The sequence below is a fragment of the Parasphingopyxis marina genome (assembly GCF_014237875.1).
Classification (GTDB): domain Bacteria; phylum Pseudomonadota; class Alphaproteobacteria; order Sphingomonadales; family Sphingomonadaceae; genus Parasphingopyxis; species Parasphingopyxis marina.
Window position 1 is genome coordinate 750230 of record NZ_JACJVJ010000002.1, and the last position, 17808, is coordinate 768037.

Sequence of the window (17808 nt, forward strand, 5' to 3'; positions counted from 1 at the left end):
CGCGATGATCGACATGTTCTCGCTCGCCCTGAGCCATGGGCTCATGCTGCTCGCAGCATGGCGGCTGGTCGCGCGCGCCGATCTCGACAACGACCGGGCCTCGCCCGGCGGAGAGAAAACGGACCTTTTGGGCCGCCCGATCGGCGCGGAAGAAAGCGGCCGCGATGCGTGACATCGGCCTTGCCGGATTCCTGGGCGCGCTGCTGCTGCTCGGCCTGAAGCGGCCCTTTCTTTTCATCCTCGGCTATATCTATATCGACATCGTTTCGCCGCAGCGCCTGTCCTACTTCCTGCTCAACAGCCTGCCGGTTTCGCTGCTGATGTTCGCGCTGGCGATCCTCGGCTGGCTCGTCACCGACAGGAAGGACGATGTCCGCATCGCGCCGCGCCAGCTGCTGATGGCGCTGCTGCTCGTCTATTGCGGCCTCACCACTTTCTACCTGGCCGAGTTCCAAGAGGAGGCGCTCAACAAATGGGACTGGGTATGGAAATCGATGATCTTCGCGATGTTCCTGCCGCTCACCCTGCGCACCAAGCTGCGCATCGAAAGCGTGCTCCTGTTCATGGTGCTTTCGCTCTCCGCGATCGTGATCGGCGCAGGCATCAAGACCGCGCTCGGCGGATCGGGCTATGGCAGCTTCGCGATGATGGTCGACGACAATAGCGGCCTTTACGAAGATTCCACGCTCGCCACCGTCGCCATCGCGATGATCCCGGTGATCCTCTATTTCAGCAGATGGAGCACGATCTTCCCCAGCGACTGGCGGGTGAAGAGTTTCTGCTACGCGCTGATCTTCGCCAGCCTGCTCGTGCCGATCGGGACCCAGGCGCGCACCGGCCTCGTCTGCGCCGCCTTCCTCGCCCTGCTGCTGTGGCGCGACACCAACCGCAAGATGGCCTATGTCGCGGCCGCCGCCTTTGCCGGGATCGTCGCCCTGCCCCTGGTCCCCTCGGCTTTCTCGGACCGGATGGAGACGATCGGCACCTACAAGGCCGACGAATCCGCTTCGACCCGGCTCGCCGTCTGGGGCTGGACGCTGGAATATGTCGGCGACCATCCCTTGGGCGGCGGCTTCGATGCCTATCGCGGCAACCGGCTCGCCGTGGAAACAACCACCGTAACGGGCAGCGGCAGCGTCCGGAATGTCGAACGCCGCATCGTTGCCGACCAGGGCCGCGCCTATCATTCGGCCTATTTCGAGATGCTGGGCGAACAGGGCTATATCGGCCTTGTCCTCTGGCTACTGATCCACGGGATCGGCGTGCTGCGCATGGAATGGCTGCGGCGGCACTATCGCGGCGACGACATCCCGGACGGCGAACAATGGGTCGCGCCGCTCGCGACCGCGCTCCAGCAGGCGCATCTCGTCTATCTGGTCGGTTCGCTGTTCGTCGGCATCGCCTTCCAGCCGCTGATCCTGATGCTGATCGGGGTCGAGATCGGTTTCGACACCTATCTTGCGCGCCGCCGCAAGGAGCAGGGCTGGAAGCCGCTCGACCAGATGGTGGCCGAACCCGGCACGCCGAAGCTCGCCCCCCTGCCCGGCCAGGAGCGGTGACCGCCAAGCCCGATCTCGAAGCGCTGACTTCGCTGCGCGGCATCGCGGCCTGGTTCGTGGTGCTGTATCACGTGCGGCTCGCCTGCGTGACGATCATGCCCGCGCCGGCACTCGCGCTGTTCGCCAAGGGCTATCTCGCGGTCGATTTCTTCTTCCTGCTTTCGGGCTTCGTCATCTGGCTCAGTTATCGCGACCGGATCGCCGAAGGCGGCAAGGCGGCGATCCCGCGCTATCTGGCCCGCCGTTTCGCGCGCATCTATCCGCTCCATGCCGTTATCCTGACCGGCGCGGTGGGTTTCGCGCTGCTGCTCCGGGCGATCGGCCGCGCCAACCCGGCCGAATATCCGTTCGCGGAATTGCCGCTCCATTATCTGCTGATCCAGAATTGGGGCTTTACCGACGCGCTCGCCTGGAACGATCCCGCCTGGTCGATCAGCACCGAATTCGCGGCCTACCTGCTATTCCCGGTCATCGCGCTCGCCACCGACTGGCGCCGCCTTTCGACGCCGATCCTGCTGGCGGCGGTCTCGGCGCTGATCCTACTGCTCCACGGGCTTTTCGGCCTGATGGCCGCGCCGATCCTCGATCACGCGATCCCCCGGACCGGGCTCCTACGCTGCCTGGTCCAGTTTTCGATCGGCACGATCCTGTGCGCGCTCTGGATGCGCTGGCGGGAAAAGCCGGCGCTTCCCGCTTTGCTCTCGGCGCTTGCCGCGCTCCTCTTCGCCGCGCTGGCCCTTTGCGCAGACCTTCCCGAAACGCTTGGCGCACCCGCAGCCTTCGCCGCCGCGCTGCTCGCCGCGGCGCTCACCGCTCAAGCCAGAGCCAATCCGCTCAATATCCCCGCGCTGCGCTATCTCGGCGATATCAGCTATGCGACCTATCTCGCACACTTCCTGCTTTTCGTGCTGTTCAAGATCCTGTTCGTCGGCGACGATGGACAGCTGGGCGCGGCGACCCTTGTCGGCTTCCTGCTGCTGACCTTCGCCGTATCGGCGGCGCTTTATCACCTGATCGAACGCCCGGCCCAACGCCTGCTCAACGCGCGGTTCGACGCCCTGTTCGCGCGCCGGGCCGGAGCCGCCTGAAGCGGGTCAGGCCGCTTTGCGTTCGCCGTCACGATCCTCGATCGCGGCGATCAGCGCGTCGGTGAATGCGGGAATATCGTCCGGCTTGCGGCTCGTGATGATATTCCCGTCCACGACCACTTCCTCGTCGCGCACGGTTCCGCCGGCATTGCGCAGATCGGTCCGCACCGAGGGCCAGCCGGTAACTGCTTTGCCTTCCACCAGTCCGGCCTCGATCAGAAGCCAGGGCGCGTGGCAAATCGCCGCGATCGGCTTCCCGGCCTCGCCAAATGCGCGGATAATCGCGATGGCGCGATCCTCGATCCGCAGGCTGTCCGGGTTGCGCTGCCCGCCGGGCAGGAGGAGCGCGTCATAGTCCGACGGATCGACCGCATCGAGCGTCATATCGGGGCGGATCGGCTCGCCCTTGGGCGTTCCGCCGCTTTCGCCGGTGATCGGTTTGGTGTCGGGGGATGCGAGCCAAACGTCCGCGCCGCGCGTTTCGAGCCGGCTGCGCGGTTCGGTCAGTTCCGAATATTCGAAACCGTCGGTCGCGAGCATGAGGATCTTGGCCTGGCCTATCGGGGTCGTCATGGATGTCACCTTTCTTCAACGGGGTTTTGCTCCATCAACGAAAGCGGCCGGTTCGCGGTTCCCTCTGCCTGACGAACGGTGGCCTATCGGCGACGTATCCATGCCGGCGAGCCTTGGGGGTTGCATCTGGGACTGGATACCAAATATCGGTGCCTCATGGCTGACCTCTTAGAACCGCTGGGCCTCGATACGATCGAGGAGCCCGCCCTCTCCTTCCAGCAGCGCGCTGAAAATCTGTGGGCCGACAGCATAGGCTGGCTCGACGCCCACATGATCGAGCTGCTGATCGGGCTCGCCGTGGCCGCCGTCATCGTGTTCGTCATGATGGGCGTGCGCCGCTATGGCCGACGGATCTACGAACGCAATCCGACGCTGGAAACCTGGCAATCGGTGATCGGGCGAACGCTGGCAAAAACCAAGACCTGGTTCATGATCGCGCTCGCGCTCGAAATCGTAGCGGTCTATTCCAACGCGCCCGCCGCCATCGCGGGAACCATCGGCTTTTTCTTCTCGCTGGCCGTGGTCGTCCAGGCCGCGATCTGGGCCCGTTCGGTCATCCTCGGCGTGATCGAGCACCGCACGCTGACCGACGAGGAAACCAGCGAGACGCTGGCCAGCGCGATGAAGCTGATCCGGGTACTCGTGACCTTCGGCGTCGTCGCGATCGCGAGCATCGTCGTGCTCGACAATCTCAACGTCGACGTCACCGGCCTCGTCGCCGGCCTTGGCATCGGCGGCATCGCCATCGGCCTGGCCGCGCAGGGCATCTTTTCCGATCTCTTCGCCGCGCTCTCGATCATCTTCGACAAGCCGTTCCGCAAGGGCGATTCGATCAATTTCGACAACACCTTCGCGACCGTGGAGCAGATCGGCCTCAAATCGACGCGGCTGCGCAATGTCGGCGGCGAAGAGGTGATCATCTCCAACACCAATCTCCTCGACAAGGAGATATTGAACCTGACCCGGCTCAATCGCCGCCGCATCAAGTTCGGCGTCGGCGTGATCTACCAGACGCCGGCGGACAAGGCGGCGCGGATTCCCGAAATCCTGCGCGATGTCGTCCAGTCGCTGGGCAACGAGTTCGTCCGCGCGGGTTTTGTCGGTTTCGGCGATTCCAGCCTCAACTATGAACTGCAATTCGACGTAATGAGCCCGGACTGGGACGTGGTTTTCCAGAGCCAGCACGAGACCGGAATAGCGATCTTCAAGCGCTTCGCAGAAGAAGGCCTCGAATTCGCCTATCCGACCCAGACGACCTTCACCTCCGCGCCGGACGGCACGATGATTATGCCCTATCCGAACGTCACCATGGTCGCGACGGAGAAGAGCGAAGAGTAAGGCCGGCTAGCCGCCGATATCGTCGAGCGAGAGCAGGGTCGCATTGCCGCCGGCGCTGGTCGTATCGATCGACGTCACCCGTTCGGCGCAGAAGCGCGGCAGGTAATGCGGGCCGCCGGCCTTCGGGCCGGTGCCCGAAAGCCCCTCCCCGCCGAACGGCTGGCTGCCGACGATCGCGCCGATCATCGAACGATTGACGTAAAGATTGCCGACATGGGCACGCGCTTCGACCAGCTCGGACGCCCGGGCGATCCGGCTGTGGAGTCCCATGGTGAGGCCGAAGCCCTTGGCGTTGATCCGCGACACCGTCTCTTCGAGCTTGCCCGATTTCCAGGTGGCGACATGGAGCAGCGGCCCGAACCATTCGGTGTTGAGATCGTCCATGCTGTCGAGCCGGATGAGCGTGGGCGGCACGAACCGGCCCTCGGCCGGAACCTCCAGCGTCTTCAGCCAGCGGTCCTCCATCGCCGCGCGGTGGCCCATCAATTTCTCATAGGCCGCATCGTCTATCACCGGGCCGACATCGGTCTTCGGGTCGGATGGATCGCCGACGACGAGCCCGTCCATCGCACCGGAAAGCATCGCGATCATCCGCTCGGCCACTTCTTCCTGCACGAGCAGCAGGCGCAGCGCCGAGCAGCGCTGCCCGGCCGAGCCGAAGGCCGAGGTGATGACGTCCGCAACCACCTGTTCGGGCAGCGCGGTCGAATCGACGATCATCGTGTTGACGCCGCCGGTTTCGGCGATCAACGGCACGATCGGCCGGTTCTCGTCGTCGAGCAGGCTGCGGGCGATCGCCTTGGCGGTTGCCGTCGAGCCGGTAAAGGCGACGCCCGCGACGCGCGGATCGCCGGTCAGCGCCGCGCCCGTCTCCGGGCCGCCCGGGCACAGGATCAGCGCGTCGGCGGGAATACCGGCGGCATGGGCAAGGCGCACCGCAGCCGCGGCGATGCGCGGCGTCTGCGGCGCGGGTTTCGCGATCACCGTGTTGCCGGTGACGAGCGCCGCGGCGACCTGGCCGGTGAAGATCGCCAGCGGGAAGTTCCAGGGCGAGATGCAGCACCACACGCCGCGCCCTTCCATGCGCAGGATATTGGCCTCGCCGGTCGGCCCCGGCAGTTCCTGCGGGACGAGCTTGTCGCGGGCTTCGGCGGCGTAATAGCGACAGAAATCGATCGCCTCGCGAACCTCGGCCAGCGCATCGGGAATCGTCTTGTTCGCCTCATGCACCGCCAGCGCCATCAGCTCGCCGCGCCGTTCCTCGTAGATATCGGCCAGCCGGTCGAGGCAGGCCGCCCGTTCTTCGATCGGCAGCGCGGACCAGTGCGGGAAGGCCGCCGCCGCCTGATCCAACAGGGGCGCGACATCGGTCACCGCTTCGGGCTCCGGTCCGATATCGGCACGTTCGTCGATACCTTCCGTCACCCGCTTCAGCACCCGCCAGTCTTCGAGATCGAGACCCTGGCTGTTCTTGCGCTGGGGCATGAACAGGTCCTCGGGCAGCGGGATCGAGGGGTGGCGCTTGCCGCCAACCTCGACGATCCGGTCTACCGGATCGCGCAGCAGATCGTCGTCCGTCAGATGCTCGTCGGCCAGCTGGTGCACGAAACTGGAATTCGCGCCATTTTCCAGCAAACGCCGAACGAGATAGGCCAGCAGGTCGCGATGCCCGCCGACCGGCGCATAGATGCGGCAGCGATAGCCCTGTTCGCGCACCATGCGTTCGAACAGCCCCTCGCCCATACCGTGCAACCGCTGGAACTCGAAACTGTCGGTATCGTGCGCCCATTCGATGATCGTCGCCGCGGTCAGCGCGTTGTGCGTAGCGAAGGCCGGGCGGATCGCCTTGGCTTCGAGCATGTCCTTGGCACAGGCGAGATAGCAGACGTCGGTCGCCGCCTTGCGGGTGAACAGCGGATAGTGCGAGAGCCCCTGCTCCTGGCAATGCTTGATTTCGCTATCCCAATAAGCGCCTTTGACGAGCCGGACCGGCATCGAGCGGCCGGTGCGGCTGGCCAGCGCCTCGGCCCAGCCGATCGTGCGCTGGGCGCGCTTCCCATAGGCCTGTATAGCCATGCCGAACCCGTTCCACCCCTTGAGCGACGGCAGCTCCGCGACATGCTCGATGATGTCGAGGCTCATCTCCAGGCGCTCGGATTCCTCGGCATCCACGGTAAGCCCGATATCGGCGCGCGCCGCCACTTGGCACAGAGCTTCCAGTCTCTCGGTCAATTCGGGAACGCAGCGGCCCCATTGCGACACTTCGTAGCGCGGATGCAGCGCCGAGAGCTTCACCGAGATCGAATGATTGTCCTGGGTGCCACCATCGCCGCGCGCCTTGCCGACCGCTTCGATAGCCCTCTCATAAGCCTCGAAATAGCGGTCGGCGTCGGGGAAGGTCCGCGCCGCCTCGCCCAGCATGTCGAAGCTGGCGGTGAAGCCTTTCTGATCGGGCTTCTTCATCCGCTTCAGCGCCTCGTCGATGGTCCGGCCCATGACGAAAATCTCGCCCATCATCCGCATCGCCGCGCCGACCGCCTGGCGCACAAAGGGTTCGCCGGTGCGCGAGATCAGCCTGCGAAGCGTGTTCGCTCGGTTCTCGTCGCCGACCAGCGCGCGTCCGATCACCAAGCCCCATGTCGCCGAATTGACGAGCCCCGAATGCGATTTGCCGGTATGGCTGCGCCAGTCGCCGTCGCCGAGCTTGTCGGAAATCAGCATGTCCGCCGTCTCGGGATCCGGCACGCGGAGAAACGCCTCGGCGAGACTCAGCAGCGCCACGCCTTCGGAACTGTTGAGACGATATTCCTGAAGGAACTGGTTCACCCATCCCGTCCGCTGCCCCTCGCGCAGGTCGGCGAGCAGGTCGAGCGCCGTCGCCTCGATTCGCCCGCGCTCCCCCTCGCCGAGTCGCGCCCGCTCGATAAGCGGCGCCAGCACCTCGGGTTCGGGTGCGCGGTGAACTTCCTCCATGTGCAGCCATGCGGCTGACGTAGCGGAATCGGGATCATGCATCTGACTGGGCATCGGCGGGCCTTGCGGTTCGGGAGTTTGGCTCTCACAATAGTGGGAAAGCCAGCGCTCTTTAAACAGATTTGGGGTGAGAGGGAACGGATATGGGTACCGTCAAGATCAATGAAATGATGAACATGGCCGGCCAGGAACTGGGCACGTCCGAATGGGTGACCGTCGATCAGGAGATGATCGACAAATTTGCCGATGCCACCGGTGACCATCAGTTCATCCACGTCAATCCGGAAGCCGCCAAGATGACGCCGTTCGGCACCACCATCGCGCATGGTTTCCTCACCCTGTCGCTGATGCCCATGCTGATGCAGAAATCGGATATGCCCCGCCCTGAAGGCATCAAGATGGGCGTCAACTATGGCGGCAACAAGGTCCGCTTTCTGGCCCCCGTGAAATGCGATAGCCGCGTGCGCGGCCGGTTCAAGCTGCTCGAAATGATCGAGAAGCGGCCGGGCCAGTATCAGCAGACGATCGAATTCACGGTCGAGATCGAGGGCGAGGACAAGCCCGCGCTCGTCGCCGAATGGATCAGCCAGTTTTTCATTTGATTTAACCTCCCCGGGGAAGGCTTAACCTTCCACCAGCAAATCAAGGAGCTTCACCATGCGTGACGCCGTCATCGTTTCCACCGCCCGCACCCCGATCGGCAAGGCCTATCGCGGCGCGTACAACGCCACCCTCGGCCCGACTTTGGGCAGCTTTTCGGTCAAGGCCGCCGTCGAACGCGCCGGTATCGAAGGCGGCGAGGTCGACGATTGCATCATGGGCGCCGCCCTGCAGCAGGGCACGACGGCCGGCAACATCGCCCGCCAGGTCGCGCTGCGCGCCGGGCTTCCCTATACCGTATCGGGCATGTCGATGGACCGGCAATGCTCGTCGGGCCTGATGTCGATCGCGACTGCCGCCAAACAGGTGATCGTCGACCGGATGGATGTCGTCGTCGCCGGAGGACTCGAATCCATCTCGCTCGTCCAGACCAAGGAAATGCGCGTCCAGCCCGATCCGGAGCTGCTCGCCATGCACAAGGACGTCTACATGCCGATGCTGGGGACCGCCGAGACGGTCGCCAAGCGTTACGACATCAGCCGCGAGGCGATGGACGAATATTCGCTGGAATCGCAGCGCCGCACCGCCGCCGCCCAGGAGGCCGGCAAATTCGACGACGAGATCATCGAAACCACCACGACCAAGGTAAATGTCGACAAGGAAACCGGCGAAACCAGCCAGGAAGAAGTGACGATTTCCAAGGACGAGGGCAACCGGCCCAGCACCACGCTCGAAGGGCTGCAGGCCCTGCAGCCGGTGATGGGCCCGGGCATGACGATTACCGCGGGCAACGCTTCGCAGCTGTCCGACGGTTCCTCGGCCTGTGTCGTGATGGAAGCCGCTCTCGCCGAGAAGAAGGGGCTTGCGCCGCTCGGCCGCTATGTCGGCATGGCCGTTGCCGGCACCGAGCCCGACGAAATGGGTATCGGCCCGGTTTTCGCAATTCCCAAGCTGCTCGAACGCTTCGATCTCGGCATCGACGATATCGGCCTTTGGGAGCTCAACGAGGCGTTCGCCGTTCAGGTGATCTATTGCCGCGACAAGCTCGGCATTCCGAACGACTTGCTCAACGTCAATGGCGGATCGATCTCGATCGGCCATCCCTATGGCATGACGGGCGCCCGCTGCACGGGCCATGCGCTGATCGAGGGCAAGCGCCGCGGCGCGAAATATGTCGTCGTGACGATGTGCGTCGGCGGCGGCATGGGCGCGGCCGGACTGTTCGAAGTTCTCTAGAAAAGAGCCGTCTTAAGTCGTGATCAGTCCCGGCGGCGTGGGCACCTGCTCGCGCCGCGGGACGGGTCGCGGATCGGTCGACGGCCATAGCTCGCGGGGCAACAGCCTCAGCCGCCGGTCGAACGCCTCCCGGACATCGTCGCGCGCCAGAAGCCGCTGCCACATGGCGCGCAGATAGACGGTCATCCCGGACCCCAGCATTTCGTCGGTCAGGAACTGGTCGGCGATCTGCTCGGCCCCTTCCCGCGTTTCCAGCGTCGCAATAGCGAGCGCGGCGGCGCGGTCGTCGTCGCCAAAGCAGAGCTGCGCCTCGATCGCCGCCGCCGGATTGTCTTCGCGATTCCCGGCGAGCGCCGCCGCCAATGGTGCGGCTTCGTCGCGGCGGTCGAGCGCCGTCAGCGCGCAGATTTCGGTACGCCGCAGCCAGGAACGGCCATAGGCGCTCAGACGACCTTCCAGCCCCGCCATTCCCTGCCGCGCGACCGCAAGGGCTGCTTCGGGGCGGTGGAGGATATCGAGAAATTCGGCCAGAGACACATAGGCGCTCGGTACGAAGGGCGTGACTTGGGGATCGAGGGACGTCACCGATTCGAGTATGGCGATCGCCGCATCGTCCTCACCCAGCGCGATCAGCGTTCCCGCACGAATACGCGCGGTGACAAAGGTCGCTTCGTCCATGTCGGCGCTCACTGTGGCGCGCTCTGCGATCTCGGCGGCCATGTTCAACCGGCCGAGCAGCCGGTAGGCGATTACGGCGTCGCGCAGCGCTGCGCTGTCGCCGCCATTGTTCGCATATCCGTCGAGCCGGGCGCGCGCGTACAAATCGATCGCGCGCCCCTGTTCGGCGCCGAGCGTCTCTTCGATGGCGGGCCAGAGCGGCTCATAGTGCCGATCGATCGCCATCGTCGTTAGCGTCATCGGGGATTCGATCCGGTCCATCAGGGCGCCGGCCGCGTCGCTGTTGCCGTCCTTCAGATGGGCATCGATCGCGCCGGCCGCAATCGTTTCGCGCATGTCGGGCAGGTCGGGCGGCTGCCAGTCGGCCTCGGCAAGCGCAATGTTGAGCCGATCGCGCAATTCATAATTTTCGGAAACCGCCAGGTCCTGCAGGATCGATCGCAACGCCCAGCTGTTGAGCTGGCCGAGCTGCCCCGGATGCTGTTCGGCCAGGGCGATCATATGCTGGGCCGCCTCGGTCTGCCGATCGCCATTGAGCGCTGCAATGACGCCGAACACCATGACCTGCGGATTATCCGGCGCTGCCTCGGCAAGCTCGCGATAAACGGCTTCGAAATCCTCGTTGCGCCGAAGGTCGGCCAGGCATGGCGCGCGCAGGAACTGAAGGATCGTGCGCATGTCGCCGCCGGCGCGCGGCAGCAGCGGATCGAGCCGGGCCAGTACGGCCTCGCAATCGCCGGTCGATAATATCCGCTGTACGTCTTCGACCGCGCCCCGCAGTTCCTCCTGGCTCAGGTTCGACGCCGCTTCGATATCCGCGGCGTTGGGCCGGTCGATCTTGAACGCCGCGCTTGGCTGTGTCGCGGCGAAGGCGGCACATCCGGCAAGAGCGATGGCGATGACCGCCCTAGTCATGCGTGGCGATCCACTCCTCCAGCACCGGCGCGATCCGTTCGCGCCATTTGCGCCCGTGGAAGATTCCGTAATGGCCCACTTCCTTGGCCAGATGATATTGTTTCTTGTCCTCGGGCAGGGCGCTGGAAAGCGTCAGCGCCGCCTTGGTCTGGCCGACGCCGGAAATATCGTCGCGCTCTCCCTCGATGGCCAATATGCCGATATCCTTGATCGCCGAGGGATCGACGAGTTCGCCCCGATGCGTGAATTCGCCGTTCGGCAGCGCATGGGTCTGGAACACGACCTCGACGGTCTGCAGGTAGAATTCGGCGGTCATGTCACAGACCGAGCGATATTCGTCATAGAAATCCTTGGTCTGGTCGGCGCTATCGCCATCGCCTTCGACGAGATGCTTGAACATCTCCCAATGGCTGATCAGATGGTTGCCGAGGTTCATCGACATGAAGCCCGCCAACTGCAGGAAACCGGGATACACCTTACGCCCGCCGCCCGGATAGTAGAGCGGCACGGTGGCGACCACATTCTGCTCGAACCAGGCAAGCGGACGCTGGGTCGCCAGGGTGTTGACCGCGGTCGGCGCCTCGCGCGTATCAATCGGCCCACCCATCATGGTGAGCGTGCGCGGTCGATCGGGATGCTTGTTGGCCGACATCACCGCCGCCGCCGCATAGCTCGGCACCGAGGGCTGGCAAACAGCGAGCATGTGCGCGCCCGGCCCGATATGTTCGAGAAAGCCGATCAGATAATCGATATAGTCGTCGAGATCGAACTTGCCGTCGGACAGCGGCACCGTCTTCGCGTCGCGCCAGTCGGTGATCCAGACGTCATGGCCCGGGATCATGCGCGCGACGGTATCGCGAAGCAGGGTCGCATAATGGCCGGACATCGGGGCGACGATCAGCAGCTTGGGTTGCCCTTCCACGCCGTCCTTCACGAAATGCTTGAGCTGGCCGAACGGTTGCCGTGCCTCAATCTGGATCGATACCGGCACGTCCTTGCCGTCGACGATCGTGGAATCGATGCCGAATACCGGCTTACCGCGGGGGGCCGAAGCGTGCGAGAACACATCGAGCGCCGACGCGACCACCGGCCCCATGCCCATATAGGCAAAAGGGTTGACCGGATTCTGGAGCATTTCGGCACCCCAACCCGCCATCGCGCTGGCGCCTGCCAGCATCGATCGCTGCATCTCGTAGAGACTATAGAGCATCGAATGTCCTTCAACGCGGCTTCGCCGCAGGGCCGGCCATTCTATTCCTCCTTGGGGTCGCGTTGCAATGCAACATAGCAAAAAACTGCACATTGAGCCGCCCGCGCCGCGCTGCTAGGCCCGGCGCATGGCCGACAGCGAAAACGACGCGCCGCCCTCGCGGAAACTGGGCAATCTCGGGCTTATCTGGCGCTTCGCGATCCGTTATCCAGGGCGCATCGTCGGCGCCGGACTGACGCTTCTGGTCGCCGCGGCTGCAACTCTTGCAATCCCCGACGGCTTCCGCCGCATCATCGATAACGGCTTCACCGGCGCAGAATCGAACATTGGCGAGTATTTTTATTACCTGATCATGATCGTCGTGGTGCTCGCCATCGCCACATCGCTGCGCTTCTACTTCGTATCCTGGCTCGGCGAGCGCGTCGTCGCCGATCTCAGGATCGCCACCCACCGCAACCTGCTGGCTCTCGACCCCAAATATTTCGAGGAGAATCGCCCGTCCGAAATCGCCTCGCGAATGACGTCCGACACCTCGGTGATCGAGATGATCGTCGGCACCACGATTTCGGTGGCGCTGCGCAATATCGTGATGGGGATCGGCGGCATCGTCTACCTGTTCACCCTTTCGCCCAAGCTCGCCGCGATGCTGGTGCTCGGCATTCCCGCCATCATCCTTCCGATCACCATTCTCGGCCGGCGGCTACGCGATCTGTCGCGCCACAGCCAGGACCGGATCGCCGATGTCGGCGCGATGATCGCCGAAACGCTCGGCGCGATGAAGGTCGTCCAGGCGTTCGGACAGGAAAAGCGTGAGAGCCAACGCTTCGGCAAGGCCGTCGAACAGGCCTTTGGCACTGCGAAACGGCGGATCACCATCCGCGCGATCATGACAGCGATCGTGATCACCTTGATCTTCGGCGCGATCACCATGGTGATGTGGCAGGCGGCGTCGGACGTGATTTCGGGCCGGATCAGCGGCGGCGCCGTCGCGGCCTTCGTGCTGACGGGCATGATCGTTGCCGGCGCCTTCGGCGCACTGACCGAAGTCTATGGCGAGTTGATGCGCGGCGCCGGCGCCGCCGGCCGCCTCGACGAGCTGCTGCGCGAAGTTCCGGAGATTCGGCCGCCTGCCCACCCCAAAGCGCTACCGGCCGAAAGCCGCGGCGCGCTGGGGTTCGAACATGTGACCTTCCGCTATCCCACACGCCCCGAAACCAAGGCGCTCGACGATTTCGATCTCACGATCGAACCCGGGGAACTCGTCGCCGTCGTCGGCCCGTCGGGCGCCGGCAAATCGACGCTCTTCCAGCTCGCCCAGCGCTTCTACGATCCCGAACAGGGCCGGATCACGCTCGATGGCGTCGATCTCAAGGAAGCGGACCCGGCCGCCATTCGCGCGCGCATCGCCATGGTGCCGCAGGAAACCGTGATCTTCGCATCCTCGGCGCGCGACAATCTGCGCTATGGCGACTGGGAAGCGAATGACGAGGCGCTGTGGGAAGCCGCAGAGGCCGCCAACGCCGCTGGATATCTCCGCGCGCTTCCCGACGGCCTCGACACCTATATGGGCGAAGGCGGCGCACGGCTTTCGGGCGGACAAAGGCAGCGTCTGGCGATTGCGCGCGCGCTGCTCCGCGATGCGCCCCTCCTGCTGCTGGACGAGGCGACATCGGCGCTCGACGCGGAATCCGAACAGCTGGTTCAGCAGGCGCTGGAGCGGCTTATGGAAAACCGTACGACGATCGTCATCGCCCACCGGCTTGCCACCGTGCGCTCGGCCGATCGCATCGTGGTGATGGACGATGGCCGGATCGTCGAGCAGGGCAGCCACTCGGTGCTTGCCGGACAGGGCGGCCTGTACGCCCGGCTTGCCCAGCTCCAGTTTGAAAGCGACGCCGCCTAGCGCGTCCATACCGAAGGCGGTAGGCGCTGGCCCCGGGAAGGGAGGTCGCCGTCTCTCCCCCACGCTATGCAGGCGAACGCGGCTGCGAGGCCCGCCTGCGCGAACCGCGCCAAACCCCCTCGCCCTTGGAACGCCCAAAGAAAAAGGCGGGTTCCGAAGAACCCGCCTCTATTCTTTTGAGAGGAATCGCGACCCTAGAAGTTGCGGTAATTCTCGTTGCCGATGAAGCCCATATTGCTCACCTGGGCACGCCGGGTGACGGCCAGGACTTCGTCGACCATGTTGTAATCCGCCTGGGGATCCGGGAACATGTGCAGTTCCGGCACCGGCGACATGGTGACGGTGATGTCGAGATACTGGCGCAGCGTCTGCGTCGTCACCGGCTCACCATTCCAGAGGATCTGGCGGGTCGGCGAGATATAGACCTCGTTCTTCACCGGATCGATGACATTTTCCGGCGGCGGCTCGTCACTCGCCACCGGAAGATCGATCTTCACCGCGTGGGTCTGGATCGGGATGGTGATGATGAACATGATGAGAAGCACCAGCATGACGTCGATAAGCGGCGTCGTGTTGATGTCCATCATGGGTTCGTCATCGCCACCCTCTGAAGCTACCTTGGCACCCATATTCTATAACTCCTGAAACAGACTTCGCTTACAGCCGCTGGATGCCCTGACCCGGCGTCGGTTCGGAAATGAACCCGACACGGGAAAAGCCCGCTTGCTGCATGATGTAGATCGGACCGCCGATGCACCGCCACGGCGTCGAAACGTCACCGCGAATGTGAACCTCGGGCAGATCGTCCTCGGTCATGTTATCGACGCCGCCGAACCGTTCGACCTCGTCCTCGATGTGCGAAATGGCGCGGTTCAGCAGCTCGGTCGAATTGACCGGCGTCAAATTCCAGTAAACCTCGCACGCCCCGTTATCGGCGGCCCGGATCGAAAGCGCGACATTTTCCGGCTTCGTCGTCGTCGGCAGCAGCCGGACCGAAGGCAGGTTCACGTCAACCGTCTGGATAACCACCGGGACGGCGATCAGGAAGATGATGAGGAGCACCAGCATGACATCCACGAGCGGAGTCGTGTTGATGTCGGACATCGGGATTTCTTCGCCGTCTCCGCTGCCCGATGGCGCAACATTCATAGCCATGAAATCGATCCTATCCTTGCTCTAACTATAAACGATGCGGCGTCCGCATCGCGGCTGTGGGGAGGCGGCACGGTCTGCGCCGCCTCCCGTCACAGACTATTTCTTCGCGGCGGGCTTCGGAGCAGCTGCCGCAGCCGGGGCTGCGGGCTTCACGGCGCCATCGGACATGATGTACCCGTGAATCTGGTTCGAAAATGCCGAAAGCTCCTCGGCGACCGTCTTGTTGCGACGGAGCAGCCAGTTATAGGCCATAACCGCCGGAACGGCCACGATCAGGCCGAGCGCCGTCATGATAAGCGCCTCGCCGACCGGGCCCGCAACCGCGTCGATCGACGCCTGACCGGCAGCGCCGATCTTCACGAGCGCGCGATAGATGCCGACAACCGTGCCGAACAGGCCGACGAACGGCGCCGTCGAACCCACCGTAGCGAGAACCGCAAGGCCTTCGCCGAGCTTCGAGTTGACCGAACCCACCGAACGGTTGAGCGCGTTGACCGTCCATTCATGCGCTTCGACCGGATCGGTCAGCTGGTCATGATGTTCGCGGGCAACCAGGCCGTCTTCGACGATCTGGCGATAGGCGCTGTTCTTTTCCAGCTTGGCGGCGCCTTCACGAAGGCTGTTCGCCCGCCAGAAATTGGCACGGGCACGCTTGCCCTGGTTCAGGATCTTCTGCTGCTCGAACCATTTCGTGAACAGGATGTACCAGGACGCGGCGGACATGATCACAAGGATCCCGAACGTAGCCTGGGCAACGATGCCGCCCTCACTCAGGGCCTGCTGGATGCCATAGGGATTTTCAGCCGTAGCTTCTGCTGCTGCTGCTTCAGTAGACATGTTCAACTTCCTCTCAAATAAAGAAAAATCGAATCATCGATTCGAAAAACTAGCCAAAATCAATTCGGAATCTCCCAACGGACGCTATTGGAATAGCTTCCCGTTGTCGGGTTCCCCGCAGCGTCGAGCGCCGGCTGGAACCGCGCCCTGCGTTGCAGGTTGCGGCACGTTGCCTCGTCGAGGCCGGAAAAGCCGCTGGAACTCGTAATTTGGCAATTGGTCACCCGACCGTCAGGACCAATGGTCAGACGGAAGCCGGTCGTGCCCTGTTCCTCGTTACGAAGCGAGCGAGACGGATAGTCGGCCGTGGTCACCCAGCGTCCAGCGTTACCGCGAGCCTGAGCCGGACGCGCCTGGCTAGGCGGCGGCGGCGGCGGGGCCGGCGGCGGCGGAGTTGGCCGCGGCGGTGGCGGCGGCGGCGCGACATTCGTCCGCGGCGGCAGCTCGATACGCTGCGGCGGAGGCGTAATCGGCGGCGGCGGAATCGGAACGTCCGGCGGCGGGGGCGGCGGCTCTTCCTCGGGGGGCGGCGGCTCTTCCTCGACGTCGAAGACGTTGAGATCTTGCTGTACCTGCCTGGCGACCCGAACGGCCAAGCCCGAAATCAGCACATAAGCCAGAACCACGTGAAGCAGGGCGACCGCGATGATCGCCATCAGCCTCCGCGTACTCATCGTCTGATCAGAATAGGCCATTAAACTAAGAAACTCCCTCCAAAGCCCGGTGTCCATAAAGCACCGGTTCATCCGGCTTTGCGAAAAGGACACTCCACCGCGAACGCGAACGCCTGCCGATGGAGTGCGAGTCACTAACCTTGGTCTGCACGATAGGCAACAGTTACCCGCTTGACCAGTTGCGTTAGAAGGCGACAACAAGCCCGAGAGCTTTCAAAAGAGGATTTTCATGCGCCGATTTGCCCTTAGCATCGCCCTCGCCGGATCGCTGTTCGTCACCGCGAACAGCGCAGAATCCCAAGCGTTAGAGCCGGACACCGACCTCACCTATGCCGATCTCGCCGATCTTGCGCTCAACGCACCGGTGGTGGCCCTTGCCGAGGTCGATCGGGCCACGCGGCTCGACGAGGAACGCGCCGTCGGCGTCGCCCCCAACCATGTCCGCTATTATGTCGAAGCGGAATTACGGACACTGATTCGCAGCCAGTCTGCGATTCCCGCCCGCGTCAGCTATCTTGTCGACATGCCGCTCGATGCCATTGGCCGGCGCCCCCGGCTGCGCGACCGGCAGGTGATCCTGCTCGCCGGAACCGTTCCGGGACGAGGCGGCGAATTGCAGCTCATCGCGGGCGACGCGCAGCTCGATTGGAGCGCACGGCGCGAGGAACAGATCAGGGCGATCCTTAACGAGGCGGCATCGGCCGACGCGCCGGGGATCGTCACGGGCGTCGGCAGCGCCTTCAGTGTGCCCGGTACCCTGCCCGGCGAAAGCGAGACCCAGATATTCCTGGCGACCAGCGACGGCCGCCCCGTCTCGATCAGCGTTCTGCGCCGCCCCAACCAGCGGCCGCGATGGATGGTTTCACTCAGCGAAATCGTCGAAAGTTCGGTGCCTCCGCCCCAGCCCAATACGCTGCTCTGGTACCGGCTCGCCTGCTTCCTGCCCGATCGGCTTCCGGATTCGGCGATGGAATCGATGGACAGCAGGCAGATAGCAACGGCACGCGCGGATTTCCGGATGGTCGTCGAAGAACTCGGCACTTGCCCCAGAACCCGGTCATAGCCGGGG

The 17808-nt window shown here is 64.1% G+C and carries 16 protein-coding genes; 8 read left to right on the forward strand and 8 right to left on the reverse strand.

Annotated elements, in window-relative coordinates:
• The first annotated feature begins 4 nt into the window (after nt 1-4).
• The 3 genes from H6P80_RS12425 to H6P80_RS12435 are packed head-to-tail and all read left to right on the forward strand — an operon-like array spanning nt 5 to nt 2647.
• The gene (locus tag H6P80_RS12425) at nt 5-172 is read left to right on the forward strand and encodes a hypothetical protein (protein ID WP_185801679.1); all 168 of its coding nucleotides are present in this window, start codon (nt 5-7) and stop codon (nt 170-172) included.
• Nucleotides 165-1559 carry a putative O-glycosylation ligase, exosortase A system-associated gene (locus H6P80_RS12430; RefSeq protein ID WP_185801680.1) on the forward strand — a complete coding sequence of 465 codons (1395 nt, stop codon included), beginning with the start codon at nt 165-167 and terminating at the stop codon, nt 1557-1559. The genes H6P80_RS12425 and H6P80_RS12430 overlap by 8 nt, the downstream gene beginning before the upstream one ends.
• Complete coding sequence (locus H6P80_RS12435; RefSeq protein WP_185801681.1) at nt 1556-2647, forward strand: acyltransferase family protein; 1092 nt, start codon at nt 1556-1558, stop codon at nt 2645-2647. The genes H6P80_RS12430 and H6P80_RS12435 overlap by 4 nt, the downstream gene beginning before the upstream one ends.
• A gap of 6 nt (nt 2648-2653) precedes the next feature.
• On the opposite strand, the gene H6P80_RS12440 is transcribed toward H6P80_RS12435, so the two are convergent.
• Nucleotides 2654-3220 carry a type 1 glutamine amidotransferase domain-containing protein gene (locus H6P80_RS12440; RefSeq protein ID WP_185801682.1) on the reverse strand — a complete coding sequence of 189 codons (567 nt, stop codon included), beginning with the start codon at nt 3218-3220 and terminating at the stop codon, nt 2654-2656.
• A 156-nt stretch (nt 3221-3376) separates the two neighbouring features.
• Between H6P80_RS12440 and H6P80_RS12445 the strand changes: the two genes are divergently transcribed.
• On the forward strand, nt 3377-4558 hold the full coding sequence (locus H6P80_RS12445) for a mechanosensitive ion channel family protein (protein ID WP_185801683.1): 1182 nt from the start codon (nt 3377-3379) through the stop codon (nt 4556-4558).
• 6 nt (nt 4559-4564) lie between these two features.
• On the opposite strand, the gene H6P80_RS12450 is transcribed toward H6P80_RS12445, so the two are convergent.
• Entirely contained in the window at nt 4565-7585 is a 3021-nt protein-coding gene (locus H6P80_RS12450; protein WP_328805008.1) for an L-glutamate gamma-semialdehyde dehydrogenase, read from the reverse strand.
• Between the two features lie 89 nt (nt 7586-7674).
• Here H6P80_RS12450 and H6P80_RS12455 point away from each other — a divergent pair, with 89 nt between their 5' ends.
• Nucleotides 7675-8133 (forward strand): MaoC family dehydratase, encoded by a 459-nt coding sequence (locus H6P80_RS12455; RefSeq protein ID WP_185801684.1) that lies wholly within the window; start codon nt 7675-7677, stop codon nt 8131-8133.
• A 55-nt stretch (nt 8134-8188) separates the two neighbouring features.
• Nucleotides 8189-9367 (forward strand): acetyl-CoA C-acyltransferase, encoded by a 1179-nt coding sequence (locus tag H6P80_RS12460; protein ID WP_185801685.1) that lies wholly within the window; start codon nt 8189-8191, stop codon nt 9365-9367.
• 12 nt (nt 9368-9379) lie between these two features.
• Here H6P80_RS12460 and H6P80_RS12465 read toward each other — a convergent pair whose 3' ends face one another.
• Nucleotides 9380-10960, reverse strand: a complete 1581-nt coding sequence (locus H6P80_RS12465) for a tetratricopeptide repeat protein (protein ID WP_185801686.1) — start codon at nt 10958-10960, stop codon at nt 9380-9382.
• Complete coding sequence (locus H6P80_RS12470) at nt 10953-12170, reverse strand: polyhydroxyalkanoate depolymerase (protein WP_185801687.1); 1218 nt, start codon at nt 12168-12170, stop codon at nt 10953-10955. The genes H6P80_RS12465 and H6P80_RS12470 overlap by 8 nt, the downstream gene beginning before the upstream one ends.
• 127 nt (nt 12171-12297) lie before the next feature.
• On the opposite strand from H6P80_RS12470, the gene H6P80_RS12475 reads away from it, so the two are divergent.
• Nucleotides 12298-14073 carry an ABC transporter transmembrane domain-containing protein gene (locus H6P80_RS12475; RefSeq protein WP_185801688.1) on the forward strand — a complete coding sequence of 592 codons (1776 nt, stop codon included), beginning with the start codon at nt 12298-12300 and terminating at the stop codon, nt 14071-14073.
• A 194-nt stretch (nt 14074-14267) separates the two neighbouring features.
• Here the strand turns inward: H6P80_RS12475 and H6P80_RS12480 are convergent, their stop codons facing one another.
• The 4 genes from H6P80_RS12480 to H6P80_RS12495 form a co-directional block, all read right to left on the reverse strand.
• A complete protein-coding gene (locus tag H6P80_RS12480) occupies nt 14268-14702 on the reverse strand; it encodes an ExbD/TolR family protein (protein WP_185801689.1) in 435 nt (144 codons plus the stop codon).
• A gap of 28 nt (nt 14703-14730) precedes the next feature.
• Nucleotides 14731-15228, reverse strand: coding sequence for an ExbD/TolR family protein (locus tag H6P80_RS12485; protein WP_185801690.1), 498 nt, complete (start codon nt 15226-15228; stop codon nt 14731-14733).
• A 96-nt stretch (nt 15229-15324) separates the two neighbouring features.
• Nucleotides 15325-16065, reverse strand: a complete 741-nt coding sequence (locus H6P80_RS12490) for a MotA/TolQ/ExbB proton channel family protein (protein ID WP_185801691.1) — start codon at nt 16063-16065, stop codon at nt 15325-15327.
• Nucleotides 16066-16124: 59 nt separating this feature from the next.
• Nucleotides 16125-16760 (reverse strand): energy transducer TonB, encoded by a 636-nt coding sequence (locus H6P80_RS12495; protein WP_185801692.1) that lies wholly within the window; start codon nt 16758-16760, stop codon nt 16125-16127.
• Between the two features lie 208 nt (nt 16761-16968).
• On the opposite strand from H6P80_RS12495, the gene H6P80_RS12500 reads away from it, so the two are divergent.
• A complete protein-coding gene (locus H6P80_RS12500) occupies nt 16969-17802 on the forward strand; it encodes a hypothetical protein (RefSeq protein ID WP_185801693.1) in 834 nt (277 codons plus the stop codon).
• The last annotated feature ends 6 nt before the right edge of the window (nt 17803-17808 follow it).

Bases quoted from the DNA above. Each gene is read 5' to 3' on its own strand.
- H6P80_RS12425 (WP_185801679.1), top strand. From the start codon at position 5: ATGATCGACATGTTCTCGCTCGCCCTGAGCCATGGGCTCATGCTGCTC.
- H6P80_RS12430 (WP_185801680.1), top strand. From the start codon at position 165: ATGCGTGACATCGGCCTTGCCGGATTCCTGGGCGCGCTGCTGCTGCTC.
- H6P80_RS12440 (WP_185801682.1), bottom strand. From the start codon at position 3,220: ATGACGACCCCGATAGGCCAGGCCAAGATCCTCATGCTCGCGACCGAC.
- H6P80_RS12445 (WP_185801683.1), top strand. From the start codon at position 3,377: ATGGCTGACCTCTTAGAACCGCTGGGCCTCGATACGATCGAGGAGCCC.
- H6P80_RS12450 (WP_328805008.1), bottom strand. From the start codon at position 7,585: ATGCCCAGTCAGATGCATGATCCCGATTCCGCTACGTCAGCCGCATGG.
- H6P80_RS12455 (WP_185801684.1), top strand. From the start codon at position 7,675: ATGGGTACCGTCAAGATCAATGAAATGATGAACATGGCCGGCCAGGAA.
- H6P80_RS12460 (WP_185801685.1), top strand. From the start codon at position 8,189: ATGCGTGACGCCGTCATCGTTTCCACCGCCCGCACCCCGATCGGCAAG.
- H6P80_RS12465 (WP_185801686.1), bottom strand. From the start codon at position 10,960: ATGACTAGGGCGGTCATCGCCATCGCTCTTGCCGGATGTGCCGCCTTC.
- H6P80_RS12470 (WP_185801687.1), bottom strand. From the start codon at position 12,170: ATGCTCTATAGTCTCTACGAGATGCAGCGATCGATGCTGGCAGGCGCC.
- H6P80_RS12475 (WP_185801688.1), top strand. From the start codon at position 12,298: ATGGCCGACAGCGAAAACGACGCGCCGCCCTCGCGGAAACTGGGCAAT.
- H6P80_RS12480 (WP_185801689.1), bottom strand. From the start codon at position 14,702: ATGGGTGCCAAGGTAGCTTCAGAGGGTGGCGATGACGAACCCATGATG.
- H6P80_RS12485 (WP_185801690.1), bottom strand. From the start codon at position 15,228: ATGGCTATGAATGTTGCGCCATCGGGCAGCGGAGACGGCGAAGAAATC.
- H6P80_RS12490 (WP_185801691.1), bottom strand. From the start codon at position 16,065: ATGTCTACTGAAGCAGCAGCAGCAGAAGCTACGGCTGAAAATCCCTAT.
- H6P80_RS12495 (WP_185801692.1), bottom strand. From the start codon at position 16,760: ATGGCCTATTCTGATCAGACGATGAGTACGCGGAGGCTGATGGCGATC.
- H6P80_RS12500 (WP_185801693.1), top strand. From the start codon at position 16,969: ATGCGCCGATTTGCCCTTAGCATCGCCCTCGCCGGATCGCTGTTCGTC.